General features: G+C 42.1%; 15 protein-coding genes. 10 read left to right on the forward strand and 5 right to left on the reverse strand.

Translation table 11 applies throughout. The annotated features are described in order from the left end of the window. Positions 1-18 precede the first annotated feature (18 nt). From B5066_RS00530 to B5066_RS00545, 4 genes are all read left to right on the forward strand, one after another. Positions 19-1,317: a sugar ABC transporter permease gene (locus B5066_RS00530; protein WP_079474017.1), complete on the forward strand. Its 1,299-nt coding sequence runs from the start codon at positions 19-21 to the stop codon at positions 1,315-1,317. Positions 1,318-1,322: 5 nt separating this feature from the next. Continuing rightward, complete coding sequence (locus B5066_RS00535; RefSeq protein ID WP_079474018.1) at positions 1,323-2,165, forward strand: sugar ABC transporter permease; 843 nt, start codon at positions 1,323-1,325, stop codon at positions 2,163-2,165. A gap of 33 nt (positions 2,166-2,198) precedes the next feature. Further along, a complete protein-coding gene (locus B5066_RS00540; protein ID WP_079474019.1) occupies positions 2,199-3,230 on the forward strand; it encodes a LacI family DNA-binding transcriptional regulator in 1,032 nt (343 codons plus the stop codon). A gap of 82 nt (positions 3,231-3,312) precedes the next feature. Continuing rightward, positions 3,313-4,980, forward strand: coding sequence for a glycoside hydrolase family 13 protein (locus tag B5066_RS00545; protein ID WP_079474020.1), 1,668 nt, complete (start codon positions 3,313-3,315; stop codon positions 4,978-4,980). A 2,226-nt stretch (positions 4,981-7,206) separates the two neighbouring features. On the opposite strand, the gene B5066_RS00550 is transcribed toward B5066_RS00545, so the two are convergent. The 5 genes from B5066_RS00550 to B5066_RS00565 all read right to left on the reverse strand — a co-directional run bounded on the left by B5066_RS00550 (position 7,207) and on the right by B5066_RS00565 (position 10,776). Further along, complete coding sequence (locus B5066_RS00550) at positions 7,207-7,503, reverse strand: Lrp/AsnC ligand binding domain-containing protein (protein WP_244897310.1); 297 nt, start codon at positions 7,501-7,503, stop codon at positions 7,207-7,209. Beyond that, entirely contained in the window at positions 7,424-7,651 is a 228-nt protein-coding gene (locus B5066_RS16915; RefSeq protein WP_244897311.1) for an Lrp/AsnC family transcriptional regulator, read from the reverse strand. Before B5066_RS16915 ends, B5066_RS00550 begins: the two co-directional genes overlap by 80 nt. A 63-nt stretch (positions 7,652-7,714) precedes the next feature. Beyond that, a complete protein-coding gene (locus B5066_RS00555; protein WP_079474021.1) occupies positions 7,715-8,632 on the reverse strand; it encodes a nucleoside hydrolase in 918 nt (305 codons plus the stop codon). Between the two features lie 78 nt (positions 8,633-8,710). Continuing rightward, on the reverse strand, positions 8,711-9,619 hold the full coding sequence (rbsK, locus tag B5066_RS00560; protein WP_079474132.1) for a ribokinase: 909 nt from the start codon (positions 9,617-9,619) through the stop codon (positions 8,711-8,713). A 158-nt stretch (positions 9,620-9,777) separates the two neighbouring features. Beyond that, on the reverse strand, positions 9,778-10,776 hold the full coding sequence (locus tag B5066_RS00565; protein WP_079474022.1) for a LacI family DNA-binding transcriptional regulator: 999 nt from the start codon (positions 10,774-10,776) through the stop codon (positions 9,778-9,780). Between the two features lie 395 nt (positions 10,777-11,171). Between B5066_RS00565 and B5066_RS00570 the strand changes: the two genes are divergently transcribed. The 6 genes from B5066_RS00570 (at position 11,172) to bioB (ending at position 16,983) form a co-directional block, all read left to right on the forward strand. Further along, positions 11,172-11,846: a response regulator transcription factor gene (locus B5066_RS00570; RefSeq protein ID WP_079474133.1), complete on the forward strand. Its 675-nt coding sequence runs from the start codon at positions 11,172-11,174 to the stop codon at positions 11,844-11,846. Next, positions 11,843-13,237, forward strand: a complete 1,395-nt coding sequence (locus tag B5066_RS00575) for a sensor histidine kinase (RefSeq protein ID WP_079474023.1) — start codon at positions 11,843-11,845, stop codon at positions 13,235-13,237. The genes B5066_RS00570 and B5066_RS00575 overlap by 4 nt, the downstream gene beginning before the upstream one ends. Positions 13,238-13,303: 66 nt before the next feature. Then, on the forward strand, positions 13,304-14,362 hold the full coding sequence (locus B5066_RS00580) for an ABC transporter permease (protein ID WP_079474024.1): 1,059 nt from the start codon (positions 13,304-13,306) through the stop codon (positions 14,360-14,362). Next, a complete protein-coding gene (locus B5066_RS00585; RefSeq protein WP_244897312.1) occupies positions 14,359-15,048 on the forward strand; it encodes an ABC transporter ATP-binding protein in 690 nt (229 codons plus the stop codon). The genes B5066_RS00580 and B5066_RS00585 overlap by 4 nt, the downstream gene beginning before the upstream one ends. 324 nt (positions 15,049-15,372) lie before the next feature. Then, entirely contained in the window at positions 15,373-15,969 is a 597-nt protein-coding gene (locus B5066_RS00590; RefSeq protein WP_079474025.1) for a biotin transporter BioY, read from the forward strand. 3 nt (positions 15,970-15,972) lie between these two features. Then, a complete protein-coding gene (bioB, locus tag B5066_RS00595; RefSeq protein ID WP_079474026.1) occupies positions 15,973-16,983 on the forward strand; it encodes a biotin synthase BioB in 1,011 nt (336 codons plus the stop codon). Positions 16,984-16,987 lie beyond the last annotated feature (4 nt).

Consider the following 16,987-nt stretch of genomic DNA (forward strand, 5'->3'; position numbering starts at 1 on the left):
ATTAGGCAGGAGGTTCTTATGCAAAACGAAAGGACACTTTCAACCAATAATAAACAATCCCGGCATAGTGTGCGTCTCGCTGTACTTTTGAGTATCATCCCTGGAGCAGGGCAGTGGTATAACAGGAGATGGATTAAAGGAACCATTCTTTTTGTAATGGCGGCTGCTTTTATTATATCTTTTTTTCAGTTTATTAGTGTAGGTCTATGGGGTTTGCGAACACTCGGCACTATCCCCGGGCTTGATGATTCCCGGGCATTAATTATTCAAGGAATATTATCACTATTTTTAATAATAGTTGGAGCAGGATTTTACATTTTTAACTTCGTGGATGCCCGTCAGGACGCTGTGAAAATTTCTGAAGGCTGGGTCCTTCCCTCGGTGAAAGAAGCATTTAAAAACTGGTGGGACGCTATTTTTCCATATGCGCTTATAACACCTGGCTTTTTACTGCTTATATTTGTCGTCGTTTTTCCACTGCTCTTTATGATATTACTTGCTTTTACGAATTACGATCGGTACAATGCACCGCCCGGAAATCTGTTGGAATGGGTGGGATTTGAAAACTTTCTCAACATTATCAATGTACCTATTTGGCGGGAAACGTTTATATCTGTACTTTCGTGGACACTCGTATGGACATTTGTTGCTACTACTCTTCAAATTATATTGGCCCTCGTGCTGGCAGTTTTCGTAAACGATGAAAGAATAAAAGGGAAAAAGTTGATCCGGACGGTATTTATTCTTCCGTGGGCAGTGCCTGCTTTTGTAACAATCCTTATATTCGCTGCGCTGTTTAATGATAATTTTGGCGCCATCAATCAGGGAATCATGGAACCATTATTTGGGCAGAGTGTCCCGTGGCTCACAGATCCGCTTTGGTCCCGCACGGCTTTGATTATGATTCAAGTGTGGCTCGGTTTTCCATTTGTCTTCGCTTTATTTACCGGGGTTCTGCAAAGTGTGTCTAAAGAGTGGTACGAAGCAGCGGACGTCGACGGCGGATCCAAGTTTCAAAAATTTCAATTTATCACGCTTCCCCACGTATTATTTGCCACGGCGCCTCTGCTGATCATGCAGTATTCGTTTAATTTTAACAATTTTAATATCATTTACTTATTTAATGAAGGCGGCCCGGCAGTGAGGGGACAAAATGCCGGAGGAACGGATATATTAATTTCCTGGGTTTATGAACTTACGTTCCAGAATAATATGTTTAACATGGCGGCAGCCATATCATTAATTATGGGTCTGATGATTGCGATATTTGCTATTTTTCAATTCAGACGCACAAAATCATTCCAGGAAGAGGGGTAGAGGTAATGTCGGCACGTATGAAATCCCGTTTGGAAGTAACTGGAATTTATGCAGTAATAGCGTTAATGTTCATCATTATTTTTTATCCGCTGCTTTGGACGTTTGGGTTATCTTTAAACGAAGGCACTAACCTGTATTCTTCGAGCATTATCCCAGAGAATCTTTCGTTTGAGCATTACATTTGGCTTTTTACGGATCCCGCAAGTAATTATGTAACGTGGTATAAAAATACGCTTATCGTTGCCGCTACGGTTTCTATTGTAGCTACATTTTTTGTAGCCCTGACCGCGTATTCTTTTTCAAGGTACCGTTTCCGCGGGAGAAAGTATGGCATATACACATTTTTAATTCTACAAATGTTTCCTGTGTTAATGGGTATGGTTGCTCTATACATTTTATTAAACACAGTAGGGTTGCTGGATTCACTTTTAGGGCTGATTTTGATCTATTTGGGCGGAGCAATACCGATGAATGCATTCCTTGTAAAAGGATATTTTGATACAATCCCTAAGGAATTGGATGAATCAGCAAGAATTGATGGAGCAGGACATTTTTCTGTATTGTTTAAAATTATGCTCCCGCTTGCAAAACCAATACTCGCTGTAGTGGCATTATTTAATTTCATGACGCCATTTATGGATTTTCTGCTCCCAAGCATTATACTAAGAAGTGAAGAAAATTTTACGCTGGCGCTTGGTTTATTTAATTTTGTTAACGACCAATTTTCAAATAATTTCACTCGCTTTGCAGCTGGTTCTGTTTTAATTGCAGTACCAATTGCAACGGTTTATTTACTTTTACAGCGGTGGTTAATTTCAGGGCTCACCTCTGGAGCGACAAAAGGGTAAACCATGAGAGCTGGCAGGAAAGAGGGACCTACAGTGGCTGTAACGATAAAAGATGTGGCAAAACGTGCGAATGTAGCGGCGTCTACGGTATCTCGGGTCGTTGCTAATAGCTCTAAAATTAGCCCCGGCACAGCACGCAGGGTTCGTGAAGCAATCACAGAGCTGGACTACAATCCAAATTACCATGCCAGAAGCTTAGTTAAAAACACGACAAACACTATAGGTATTGTAATGCCGAGGTCGGCCCAGTCGACATTTCAAAATCCTTTCTTTCCGGAAGTGATTAGGGGGATTACGTCTGAAATACATGATAAAGATATAGGATTGTATCTGTCTACAGGGCAGACGGAGGACGAAATTTACAATGAAGTGGTGAAAATGGTAGTGGAAAGCCGGGTGGATGGAATTATTCTTTTGTATTCTCAAGAGAACGACCGCATCATGCCTTTTCTATTGGAGAAAAATTTTCCTTTCGTACTAATTGGACGTCCGTCTGCACACTTAGATCAAATATCCTACGTTAATAATGATAATGTGAAAGCGGGCGGAATGCTTACAGAATACCTGCTGCTCCTTAATCATAAAAAAATCGGATTTATCGGCGGAAATGAGAACTCGATGGTAACGAAAGACCACCTAAAGGGATATACAAATGCCCTGGCGAAAAGGGCAGTTCCATTCCGGGAAGAATATGTTGTTTACCGGGAAGAAATTAAAGAAGGCGGACAGGAAGCGGCTATCGAATTAATGTCACTTTCGAGCCCGCCCACTGCAATAATTGCGGCAGATGACATGATGGCTTTTGGGGTACTGCGAATGATCCAGGACATGAACAAAAAGGTGCCAGATGATGTTTCTATTGTCAGCTTTAATAATTTTATGCTTTCTGAGCTCTCCACTCCGCCCCTTACGACAGTGGATATTCACATATTCGATTTAGGAGCGCGGGCAGCGGAAAGCTTAGTGCATTTAATGCGTTCAGGCAACAAAGATATTCAACACACCATTGTTCCTCATCATCTCGTTAAGCGTTCTTCGTGCATTGTTAAAGACGAACTAAAGTAATATTTATCTTAGTACTCTTTTTAATAGAAATTATTTAAGCTTAAATCACACCTTGAAAATGGACTCAAAAGGAGAATTAATAATGGAACAGGCATGGTGGAAAGAAACAGTTGTTTATCAGATATACCCGAGAAGCTTCATGGACGCAGACGGGGACGGAGTCGGCGATATAGCCGGAATTATTTCGAAGCTCGACTATCTGCAGGAGCTGGGCATCGGTGTAATCTGGGTATGCCCGGTATATGCTTCGCCAAACGACGATAACGGGTACGACATCAGTGATTACCAGGCGATTATGCCGGAATTTGGGACGATGGAGGACTTTGACAGGCTGCTTGGGGAAGTTCACCAGCGGGGGATGCGCCTGATCATGGATCTGGTCATCAATCATACATCCGATGAGCATCCGTGGTTTATTGAATCGCGTTCGTCCCAAGAGAGTGAATACCGGGACTATTACATTTGGAGACAGCCGGAAAATGGCCGGGAGCCAAATAACTGGGGATCTATTTTTGAAGGGTCGGCCTGGGAATGGGACGAGCATACCAAGGAGTATTTTCTGCACGTTTTCTCCCGTAAGCAGCCGGACTTGAACTGGGAAAACCCGGATGTCCGCCGTGATCTGTACGACATGGTCAACTGGTGGCTCGATAAAGGAATTGATGGATTTCGCATAGATGCTATATCTCATATTAAAAAGAAGCCGGGCCTTCCTGATGTGCCGAATCCGTCGAATGAAGACTATCCGCCTTCATTCGACGGCCATCTAAATCAGCGGGGCATTCAGACCTACCTTGAGGAACTGAAGAAAGAAACGTTCGACCATTACGATATTATGACAGTCGGAGAAGCCAACGGCGTAACCATAGAAGAAGCGGACGCATGGGTTGGGGAGACAAACGGCAAATTTAATATGATCTTTCAATTTGACCACGTTGATTTATGGGGAAAAGGAGGCGACGGCCGGCCGGACATTTTTGCCCTGAAAGGCATTTTTGCTAAGTGGCAGAAGGGGCTGGACGGTATCGGCTGGAACGCTTTGTTTTTAGAAAATCATGACCTGCCGCGTTCCGTATCAACGTGGGGAGATGCGGATAACTATTGGTATGAAACAGCCACGGGGCTCGCAACGATGTACTTTTTCATGCAGGGGACCCCGTTTATTTATCAGGGGCAGGAAATCGGTATGACCAACGTCGAATTCCCCTCCATTGAAGATTACAATGACGTTGCCATTCGGAACCTTTATCATAAGGAACGTCAGGCAGGAACGCCGCACGAAAATATTATGAAAACAATCTGGAAAACTGGCCGCGACAACTCCCGCACCCCGATGCAGTGGGACAGTGGGCCGGGAGCTGGCTTCACCACAGGTACTCCGTGGTTGAAGGTTAATCCGAATTATTCTTCCATTAATGTCGAACAGGAAAAAAAGAGGTCGCCGTCTGTATTTGCTTACTATCAAACATTAATACGGCTGCGTCAGGGATGGAGAACGCTTGTATACGGTTCATTTGAGCTTGCGCTTCCAGACCACCCGCAGGTGATGGCATATACAAGAACTCTTGAGGGCACCAAAATGCTTATCATGGTGAATCTGTATGATACGAAAACAACCTGTGAGCTCCCTGAAGAATTCAAAGCCGAGGCCCCGGAGCTGGTCTTAAATAATTACGAAGCCGCCCAGTCGGAGAGGCCAAAGGAAATCACCCTGCGACCGTTTGAAGCAGTCGTTTATGCTTTGACATGAATGATAACCAGCTAATATAGCTGGTATTTTTTGTTTTTATTCAAAATTTCATGGACCGTATATAGAGTACAAACAATATTATAATTTTCATTAAGATGCTCTATCTCATATTTTACCCATCGGAAAAGTAGCAACGTTAAAAATATCTTTTAATGTGTCAATAACCATGTCAAAAAGTACGCCTTTTGAAAGAATACCCCAACCAATGCTTCTTGATGGCCTAATGATCTGATTTGTTATTAATGAAATTTCCTCCATTCCAGAAAGATTATTAAACCTTTATTAAGATAAAGATTCCAAGGTCGTGCTATACCTGCATGCATGATAAGGTGGTTTTGGGAGCGATACCCCTCCCCATTACTCCCCTTGAGTAGTGATACCGTTAGAAAGCCACCCAACCGAGAGGGTTGGCTTTTTTTCGTTGTTCATCAAATGTAGAAAATACCAACTCCTGCCTGTTAAACGAGGCTGCCGTTGAGAAAACATTTATTCGATAATATTTTTCCAGGAACATTCTTCTTTTAAATGTTTGTAAAGATGCTCCCACGCACGTAGCCAACAGGTATTGGTCGTGGTAAGTTAAGCGTGGGAGTTACACCTTTCCCCAACAATCACCCTTGTTGTTCAACACCTACCGCGATAGGACCAGCTGTATAGGCTGGTCTTTTTTTGTCTTTGCTCAAATGGCATAGGTCGTCATGAAAGAATTAACGACCCTTCACAGATGGAAAATGTTAGCGTTGCAAAAGGTAGACGTTTCGCCACGGGTTAAAACCATACATATCGAGGAGTGAAAAACGTTGCAAAATATATAATTGCTATTTTTGCCAGGTTTTATAATTGATATGGCTTTATTGGCACAATATAAAAAAGAAAAATTTTTATTTTAACGAGCAAGCAGTCGAATAAACATAGAAAATCGCCGGCTATCATAAATTATCGTTCTCAAGTAATTGTTGAGGTTTATGAAAAACCCATGTATTATACGTAAATGAATTATTTAACTTGATGTAAATTTCTATCAAAAGAGCGAAAATTTCTTTTCCATTACCTAAAGTGAAGAGTGCAGTTTGTAAATGAGTTATTTATTGAGTGATAATATTACGTTTACTGAAACGTTTAAGTTTTAGTAAACGTAATATTAATAAAAGTTAGTCAATGAAACTTAACATGAACAGATTGCTGTATGAGAAGTTGAATAATGGTTTATTATTTGGAATGTTATTATTCATTAGTCTTCATGAGTTTTTTATTGTGGCTCTGTAACTAGAATTTTCCAATGTATGATTATAATCGTTGTTAGTAGCGACATTATTTTTATTCCGCATGCTACTTTTCGTTACTGTGGGATAAATAGCTATTGTTAAGCTATCCGTTCAAATGGGAGAGAGCAATTTATCGACTCATTGCTAGGCTTGAAAATTATAGTTAACATAAGATGTATTATCGGAAGTTATTGGTTTTTATCTCAATATAATAAGTAGTCTTCGTATTTTGAGATAATAAAATTGAAAAAGCGCTAAGTTAATTTAGATATTCAAACTTTATACTCTAATTTTTGAATTAAAAACATGGCTTAACTTCTATATGTTAGAACAATTGTGAGTAGGCCAAAACAAACTTGGATGAAATCAACAAGTACCTCCTACATTGTTCGGTCAGATGAGCTTGACAGGGATACCTTGGTTCTTATTTCTTTTATGCTCACGTTGCAGGCATCCACATCGGTAAAATAGCGATCCTTTTGGCCTCGCAGCCACTCTTATTTAGCTCCGTGATACTGGTGCCAGTTACTTAAATTGCTAGCGAACGCAAAAATTATGGCGCTTGTACCCACTACAATGAGGAGAACTGTGTCTCTTCATCGCTAATTGTCGATTTAGAAATGTGTAAGGAACTTTTTCTGAATGTTCAAGTGACCGCAGGTGTGAGACGCAAAATTCTTCTCTCCGCTCTTATGGCGCCCCTACCCTGTTTAGTCTGCTGTTGAACTGCTTCTAGAAGCCATCAATCAGTGGTACCACGTCGTACGGTCCTCGTCTAGTCTTCCTATCAGCATTTACATAGGCGTCCATCACTGCACCCTTTGTTAATAAAGCCATTTACGTCCATGTTTTCGTAATAGCTGAGGTCATCTTGGGAGAGTGCCATTAGCTTTTCCCGGGTGGTAGTTGGCAGAGTCTAAGGTGTTTTTCTATATAGGACTACTGTTTTTCGTTTACATATTTAATACGAGAAAGTATCTTTATATTGCTTTAATTCAACATTTACTTCTACGTCTATAACGCCTTCAGTGGCAGCTAAATCGGTATTGATAAAAGAAACTAAACCCTCCTTGGTGGGAAAATAAACTTGAATGATAAGGTCATGGGTGCCAGAAAAAGAGCCGACAAAGCGAACAGCCTCAAATGCTTGTAATTGAAAGGCAACGTGCCGTTGTTGATCAGTTTGAGTGTGTATACCAATAATAGCTTGAACGTCCAAACCAATTTTTTTTAGGATCAGTATAAATAATAAAATCAAAAACTTTAGCCTCAAGCAATTTGCGCATTCGGGTCCGTACGGTTCCCTCACTCACATATATTAATTTCGCAATAGTGGAACAAGATGCCTTAGCATTTTGCTGCAGAACTCGTAGAATATCCCAGTCGGTTTGATCGAGTGATGGCATGGCTGAGACCTCCCCTCTGATGATACGCTGTTTTAAAGCTTAGAAACTATGTGAAACTTCTAACTAAACTATGCGATTTAAAAAATGTGTTACAAATCGGTTAGATTCAACGTCAAGACAAACATTGATATTGGTATTCTTCGAAGCTTTCTTTCCTAATGTTTGTCCTGCTTTGCTTCCTTCTATCAAAACATCAACATGCATAGGGGCAGTTTGAACAAAAGAAGAATCAATCGCTATGCCCACTGTCAATGGATCATGAAGGGCGCATCCATTAAGTTCAGGCTCAACCCTAGCATATGCGTCCATATAAAACTCACAAGCTTCTGCTAATACATGAGCCAAAGAAGAATTCTTTTTCTTCCATTTTTTTAAAACATCTCTCTTGAGCAGCGTTTTTGTGGTCACATCTAATCCGACAAGAGTAATTGGCAGCCCAGAGCTAAAAGTGAATTGTGCTGCTTCAGTATCGGTATAAATATTTGCTTCAGCATAAGGGGTGATATTACCAGGGACCGATATTGCGCCGCCCATGACCAAAACTTCATCGACTAGGGGGATAATATTCGGGTCTTTTTTGACAGCCTCTGCTAAGTTGACTTGGCTTGCAGTTGTTAAAATCGTTATATCGTTTGGATGTTGGTGAATAGCAGAGATAATAAAGTCATGTGCAAGCATTTCGTGGGGTTTACTAACTGCTGGAGATAAGGTAGCTTCGCCTATACCATTGTTCCCATGAATCGTAACGGTTTTTTCACGAGGGTCCTCCCCATTAAATTTCTTGCTCACTCCCGGTATCACTGGAATTTTTACTCCTATAGTATCCAGAAGTTGCAGCGTATTTTTTGTCGCTTCTGAAACCGTAGTATTTCCAAAGCTAGTAGTTATGCCTAGAATATTTAATTCTGGAGAGTGTATGGCATATGCAATGGCCAGCGCGTCATCAATTCCTGTATCGACATCCAAAATAATATTTTTCATAAGTTTCCCCCGCTCCACTTTTGAAATGTTATTAATGAAATTTCTTGCATTTATCTTTTTTCTAACAAATTTCTTAAGCTAATTCTCGGTTAACCAATGATCGACTACTCCACGATGAGGCATACCTCCTTGAGCGCCGCTTTTTGTAACTGAAAGTGTGCCTGCAGCTGTTGCAAATCGTACTGCTGTATTAAGGTCTTGTCTTTCTCCTACCATCACTGCTATTCCCGCATTAAAGGTATCACCAGCACCTGTAGTATCAACCGTTTCTGCAAGAAAGGTTGGTTGGTTTTTAAGCACTCCACTTGAATTCGTATAGTAAGCTCCTTCCTTGCCCTTTGTCATGATAATTTTCCCTGGATATTCTGCTAAAGTTTTTTGAACAAAAAGTTCATTGTCCGAGTAACCTAATGCAATGGCTAATTCGTGTTCATTTGGGGTTAGAAAATCTATATCTTCAATTAATTTTTCAGGGATTTGTACGGCCGGAGCCGGGTTTAAAATAACAGGCACTTTATAACGTTTGGCTATGGTTGTGGCTGCAGCAACAGTTTCGAGTGGAGTTTCAAGTTGTAATAATAAGACGTCCGCTTTCTGGATCACGGACTCCACTTGTTCTAATTTTTCTGGAGTGAGAGCTTCATTTGCCCCAGGGACATAAATAATTCGATTTTCTCCATCTTCAATGGTAATAGAAGCAGTACCTGTGTTCATGCCATTCATTGTCTCCACATAGGTAGTGTTCACATTCTCCTTTTTAAGATTTTTAAGCATCCTGCTACCTAAATCATCATCACCAATACATCCAATTAACGTTACATCCGCTCCCAACCTGGAGCATGCCACTGCTTGATTAGCGCCTTTTCCGCCAGGGAGCATCATAAACTTATTTCCAACGTGCGTTTCGCCAAGACTTGGAAATGTAGATGTCTCGGTAACTAGATCCATATTGATACTTCCAACAACAACAATTTTTGGTTTATTCATCATCCATATTCTCCTTTAAATTCTTAGCTTAATAAAATAATAACGACAAAATTTTATGAGGGTAAGTCAATATGTAACCGGTTACATATTGGCGCATTTTTATACTTTTGTGATATTGAAATGTTTAATATCCTTTTCATTACTTTTATTTCTAAAAATTAATTTATCGATTGGTTTTGAACATTTGTCGATTGCCTTTTGATTAATTGAACAGGATATTTATAATAACGCTCTCTTAATGGCCGCTGTTCAATAAGGTCAATTAGCATATATGCAGCTGTTTCTCCCATTTTGTAAATAGGTTGCGCCATTGTTGTGAGCTCCGGAGATGTAATTTCACTCATTCTAATTCCATCAAATCCAATTACTGCTAATTGTTCCGGGATAGAGATACCTAAATTTCTGGCTGCTTTTAATACGCCTGTGGCCATCAAATCATTCCCGGCAAAAATACCATCGATTTCAGGATGGTTTTTTAATAATGTTAAAGTTGCTTGATAAGCGTCTTTATCATTATAGTGCCCATTCACAATGTATTCGTCAGTAAACCAGCTTTCTTTTTTGACCACCTCTATATAACCGTTTTTACGAAGGACTGAATTAGTGATGTGATCAGGACCCTCAATATGAGCAATCACTTTACAGCCAACTTCTTTTAAGTGCCGAACAGCGTCCTGTGAACTATGAAAGTTTTCAGAACAGACCGTTGGAAAATCTGAATTAATTGATCTGTCTATAATAACAACCGGTTTTTTTAAAGTTTTAAGATGATTACTATCTAATGTATTTGTTGCTAAAATAGCGCCATCTACGTGCTTTTGCTCCATTATGTCTAAATATCTTTCTTCTTTATTTGCTTTTTCGTCAGAATTTCCAAGAAAGATTGTATATCCATGATCATTCATTATATCCTCGACGCCTCGAGCAAGCTCTGGAAAAAAGGGATTTGTTATATCAGGCAGGATTAAACTGATGGTTTTCGACTGTTTATGATATAAACTTCTTGCTACTTCATTGGGCCTGTAATCTAGCTCTTTGATAGCCTCAATTACTTTATTTTTGGTTTCTTCACTAACATAACCATTATTATTTAAAACTCTTGAAATTGTCGCGACCGATACCCCTGTTGTTTTTGCTACTTCTTTAATTGTGGCCATAGAATTATTAGTCTCCATTAATAAGGTTATTTAAAATCAGATAGTATATGTATGTTTTCGATTACATCAAATGATTATGTAACCCGTTACATATTATCCTATTAAAAAATTATTGGTTTTGTCAATTTTTTTTTAAAATTATTTTATAAAACAACGAAACTTCGCTCTCTATATATTTATGAATGTTTCCAAACGTTTATTAGGCTGAGTGAATGCCAAGAATAATTATGGCTTTTTATTCACATAAGAACATTTTTTACCATTAGTAGTTATAATGTGTTTAATTAAATATCAGCTATACTATATTTAGTTATTGAACTTTATTTTGGTACTATGATTTACTTTTGAAAGATATAACAAGCATTTTATAAAAGTGCAGGAAGGAAGTGTTGGCCATCCTAACTATTCTATTGGTTGATGACGATCCGAACATTTTGGCTTTTACCGGTGATTATTTGCGAAGGGAAAATTACCGTGTCTACGAAGCCAGTCATGCGGAGGGAGCCTGGGCGATTCTCAATGAACATGATGTCCATATTGCGCTTGTTGATGTGATGATGCCTGGCACCGACGGATTTGAACTGACGACAAGCATTCGCCAGGATTATGATATCCCGGTCATTCTCTTAACGGCGAAAAATCAAATCGAAGATAAAGAACAGGGATACGCATCGGGCACCGATGACTACATAACAAAGCCATTTGAGAGTAAAGAATTATTATTTCGCATTCGTGCCGTTTTACGGCGATATCAGCAAGTCGCCCAAGAACGAATTCAGGTGGGACGGACACTCATTAACACCAAAACGTATGAGGTCAGCATCGGTCATCGAGCCTTGCTCCTACCGTTGAAAGAGTTTGAGTTGCTTGTTCAGTTAGCTAGCTACCCCAAAAGAACGTATTCCCGGGAAGAATTAATAGAGTATATTTGGGGTTCCACATTTGAAGGAGATGAACGGACCGTCGATGTCCATGTCAAACGATTGCGAGAGCGTTTCCGTCGGTTGGATCCCGGTTTTGATATTCAAACGGTTCGCGGCATTGGGTATCGCCTCGAGGTCATCGAATGAAGACCCTTTATACCCGGGTCGTGCTCACGACCCTCGTCGTCATGGCCGTTAGTTTTTTTATCGCCTTTCTCGGAACCAATATGTACTATCATTATCAATTAAAGCCGGAGAACGATGAACGTATCACGCAGACCGCTCAACAGGTTCAACAGTTTTATGAAAATCATCCGTCCATCAATGCCCAAACGTATTTTGAACAGGTGGGCGACACAGGGTTTCAAGTTGCTTTATTTACTTCTGCTGAGGAGGAAGGACGTTTTTTTGGATCATCGTTTCGCTCGTCCACCCTTTCTCCCAAGAACATCGAGAACGTCCTTGCCGGTGACACGTATCATGGCGTCAAAAATCATCCGTTTGGCCCGTTGGTTACAGGCTTTTTTGATAATGAGCTGACCAATACCGTTGGTGTGCCGGTGGAGGTTCAGGGCGAGACGTATGCGATGTTTCTTCGTCCGAATATCGAATACCAATTGGGCGAATTCCGATACTTTTTAGCCTTTCTATTTGGAGGGATGGTTGGGATCAGCGTTTTGTTAGTCCTCATCAGTACACGCTATCTGGTTCGTCCGCTTGTAAAGCTCACGGAAGCTACAAAACGTATTACTAAAGGAGATTTTTCTCCGCCCGTGCCGGTTCAACGCCAAGATGAAATTGGTCAACTAGCACGACAGTTCTCGCAAATGAGTCGAGAATTAGAACAACTAGAATACATGCGTCAGGAATTTGTCGCTAATGTTTCTCATGAGATTCAATCCCCTCTTACCACCATTCAAGGAATGGCGGCAGAGTTGGAAAATGATCAGCTGTCGTTCGAGCAACAACAAATGTACGCGAGCACTATTCACCAGGAAAGCCGGCGACTGTCATCGCTGGGAAAGCAACTGCTAATACTGGCATCGTTGGATAAGGAAGAAGAACGACTGGCGGTTGCCCCCTATGCGCTCGATCAGCAGTTAAAAACCATGGTTCAATCCATGGCTTATCAATGCCAGGAAAGACAGATTTTTGTCGATATCGACGTTCCTCCAACGATCATTGAGGGGGATGAAGTCCTTCTGTATGAAGTTTGGATGAATTTGTTTGCAAATGCCATCCGTCATTCGCCGATGGAAGGGTCGATATTTATCCAGCTGGAGCCTCGTTCAACGGACGTGGTTGTGACCATTCAAGATGAGGGGCCTGGTCTTTCGCCTGAGGTGTTGCCATTTATCTTTGAACGATTTTACCGAGCCGATAAAGCTCGAAGTCGATCGTATGAAAGCAACGGTCTTGGCCTATCGATCGCCCAAAAAATTGTGGAACGTCACCACGGATTCATCAGCGCGTCGAGCACGGAAGATCAAGGAGCTACGTTTACCGTGGTTCTTCCATATACTCCTTTCGATTCGTAATTCATATTGCGTTCATCTTTCTGGTTTACGATAAGTACCAGAAAGCGAAAAAGAAAGGAGTTCATCATGTTTTTAGCCTGGCGTGAATTAACCTATGCCAAATTACGTTTCAGCCTTATTGGATTGGTCATCTTTTTATTAACGGTATTGGTGTTATCGATTTCAGGACTGGCGCAGGGATTAGCCTCCGACAATGCTTCCAGCATGCAATACATGGATAAGCAAGCCGAGAAAATAGTGCTCGAAGCTGAAGCCGACAAGCAGTTATCACGTTCGGCCCTTTCCGACCATGATTTGGAGATATTACAGGATAGACCTGAAGCTCATTTATTGAGTCTTCGTCAAGGAACGGCTCAAAGTCATGGAAAGGAAGTAGATGTCGCCGAAATGTATATGGACTTAAGCAGCGACCTGGCTCCTTCAGTGACCGACGGCGAACTTCCTGCCGATGATACTGAAGCTGTGATTGATCATTCCGCCAAAGAGGACGGCCTCCGCCTAGGTGATACGCTGGAGCGGCCGGACGGTACAGAAGTAACCATTAGTGGATTTACAGAAAACCAGCGGTACAGCCATACGCCGGTGCTGCACGTTCGGGATTCTGCCTGGAAGCAAGGAGAGCTTCCGATCAGTGCGGTCATCTTAGACCATGCACTTCCGGAGCAAGTGAATGATCAACTGCAGAATGCTGAAGTCATGAATATTCGTGCTTCTTTTGAAGGCATTCCCGGTTATACTTCCGAGCAGACGTCGCTTCAGACCATGATCGTTTTTCTATTTCTCATTTCGTCCATTGTATTGGCGGCTTTTTACTACATTATGACGATTCAAAAGCTGGCCCAGTTTGGGATTTTAAAAGCTATTGGGGCAACCTCTAAAACATTAGGAATATCATTGATCCTACAGGTTCTGCTGCTCACGACCGTCAGTATCATTGTCGGTGTAGCAGTCACGGCAGGAATGGCTGCCGTTTTACCGGCAGCGATCCCTTTCTCCTTGTCTTTAGGAACCGTCCTATTGTTGGCGGGGCTCTTCTTATTCGTCGCGTTGTTGGGTTCTCTATTATCCTTGGTCAAGGTGATTCGCATTGATCCGTTGAAAGCTATTGGAGGTGGTCAGGCGTGAATGATGTATTAACCATGGAACAAATCGAATTTCAGGCTCAAGCCGATCAGCAGCCTATTGTTCAACACATTGATATCGCTTTGCGCCCCCAGGAGTTTGTGGCTTTAACCGGCCCGTCCGGATCGGGCAAAAGCACCTTGCTTTCCATGGCAGGAGCCTTGCTTCAGCCAACGTCAGGAGCGCTATCGATTAATCAGACAGACGTTCTGCGCTTAAATTCTCAAGAAAAAACGAAGCTTCGTTTACAGGACATCGGATTTATCTTTCAATCAGCTCATTTGTTACCTTATTTAAAAACGGCGGACCAGCTTCGCTATGTTGGCAAACTTGCGGGTCTGACAAAGCAAACCATGGATCAACGCATCCAACGACTGCTTCACATGCTTGGGCTCGAGCATCGGCAGCATCACTTTCCCCGGCACTTATCTGGCGGAGAACAGCAGCGTGTCGCGATTGCAAGAGCCTGGATGAATGATCCTTCTTTAATTTTGGCCGATGAGCCAACGGCTAGTTTAGACCGGGAACGTGGAGAACAGGTCGTTCAAACACTTCGCCATCAGGTCAAGGAATCGAATAAAGCGGCTATCATAGTAACTCATGACACCCGCTTGTTTGCTTACTGTGATCGAGTCATCTATTTAGACAATGGGCAAATTGATCATGAGGATGCCTCTGTCGTTCTATAAATAACGTCCATCCCCTTCTAGGGTAGCTTTCTTGGGGGATGGGCATCTTGTACATAGTCAAAAATAAAAGATTTTTTATCTGTGATTCTAACAAAATCAATGTCTTAAAGTTTTAACTTCTAGACAATGCCCTGAACACCCCGTTTTTATAGCCAAAAACGGGGTGTTTTCTGTCTAAAAGTTCGTCTATATGATCAGAAGTTATTTCGTTTTATTTTAATACAATAAGTAGTCTTTTTTATTGAAATAATTGTTAACCTTTTTTATTATTTAGTTTACAATACAGAGCCGCCTGTATATACTAATGGATAAAGGAGGGAGTCTATGATTCAATCACGACTACACGGCTTTGTCTTAGCCGCATTATTTGCGGCTCTGATGATGATTGGAGCGAATATCACATCCATTGCTCCTATTTTTGTGATCGGCGGGGTACCAATTACGCTTCAAACAGCGGTTTGTCTATTATCCGGTCTGCTACTTGGCAAAAAATATGCGCCGCTGGCCATGGTTTTATACATGCTAATTGGCCTCGCCGGGATGCCGGTATTTGCCCGTTGGTCAGGGGGGCTTGATGCTATCATCTCACCGACATTTGGCTTTTTGCTTTCCTATGTTCTGGTAGCTTATGTGGTAGGTGTTCTGTCCGAACAAAAACGTTCACTCGCAGCCTTTAGCGCAGCAGCGCTTATAGGCACAGCGCTCAACTACCTAGTAGGGACGAACTGGATGTATATGGCCTACGAATGGTGGTTTGCCGCACCGGGTGGTTTTTCGTATACGACCGTCTGGTTGTGGATGCTCGCGCCGATGCCGAAGGATATTCTATTAGCTGTTGGAACTGCCTGGTTGGCGCGTCGTCTTCTGCGTATTTTGCGAAAAACAGAACGAGGAACAAATTCATCAAAAGGAGCTGCATAACCTATGGGAACATTCTGGATTGAACGGGCCAAAGAAATACAACAAGGAAAACATCTAACGCGGGAGGAAGCAGCTGCCTTTCTGAAAGAGCCGCGGGAACTTCTGCTCGAACAGCTGGAAGCGGCCTACGTGCTCCGCTCGCATTATTATCAGAACCAGGTAAAATTAAATATGATCATCAATACAAAGTCCGGGCTCTGCTCGGAAAACTGTGGCTACTGCGCCCAGTCGATGGATTCCAAAGCGGTGATTTCCAAATACCGTATGATGCCTTCTGAAGAGATCGTGCAAGGGGCTCGGGAGGCGGAAAAGCGCGGAGCTGGGACCTACTGTATTGTGGCAAGTGGCCGCGGGCCCTCAGAAAAAGAGCTTCGGATTGTGGAAGAGGCAGTCGGAGAAATTAAAGCCACGAGCCAGTTAAAGGTATGCGCCTGCCTGGGAATTTTAAAGGAAGGCCAGGGCGAGCGGCTGAAAGCAGCAGGCGTGGATCGTTACAACCATAACGTTAACTCCTCGGAGCGTTTTCACGATAACATTGTTACCACGCATACATACGAAGACCGGACGGGAACGGTGAATGAAGCCATCCAGGCAGGCATGTCCCCCTGTTCCGGATTGATCGCCGGAATGGGTGAAAGCCATGAGGATATTATCGATGTATTGTATGCCTTAAAAGAGATTGATGCTGATTCCGTTCCGGTGAATTTCCTTCATGCGATTGAGGGTACCGCTTTTGAACACCAGCCAGGACTCCGGCCGGAAGAATGTCTTCGTATTTTAGCGCTTGCCCGAATGATTCTTCCTTCGAAAGAAATCCGGGCAGCCGGCGGGCGCGAAGAGAATTTAAAAAGCATGCAGCCGCTTGCGTTATATGCCGTGAATTCGATTTTCCTGGGAGATTATTTAACTACGCCGGGCCAGGCGTGGAGAAAAGACCTTCAAATGGTTGAAGATGCCGGGTTTGAAATCGAAGATAACGCATTCACTCGGAGTGCTGAAATGTATTCCCAATGAGCAT

This window comes from Marinococcus halophilus (assembly GCF_900166605.1).
Lineage (GTDB): Bacteria > Bacillota > Bacilli > Bacillales > Marinococcaceae > Marinococcus > Marinococcus halophilus.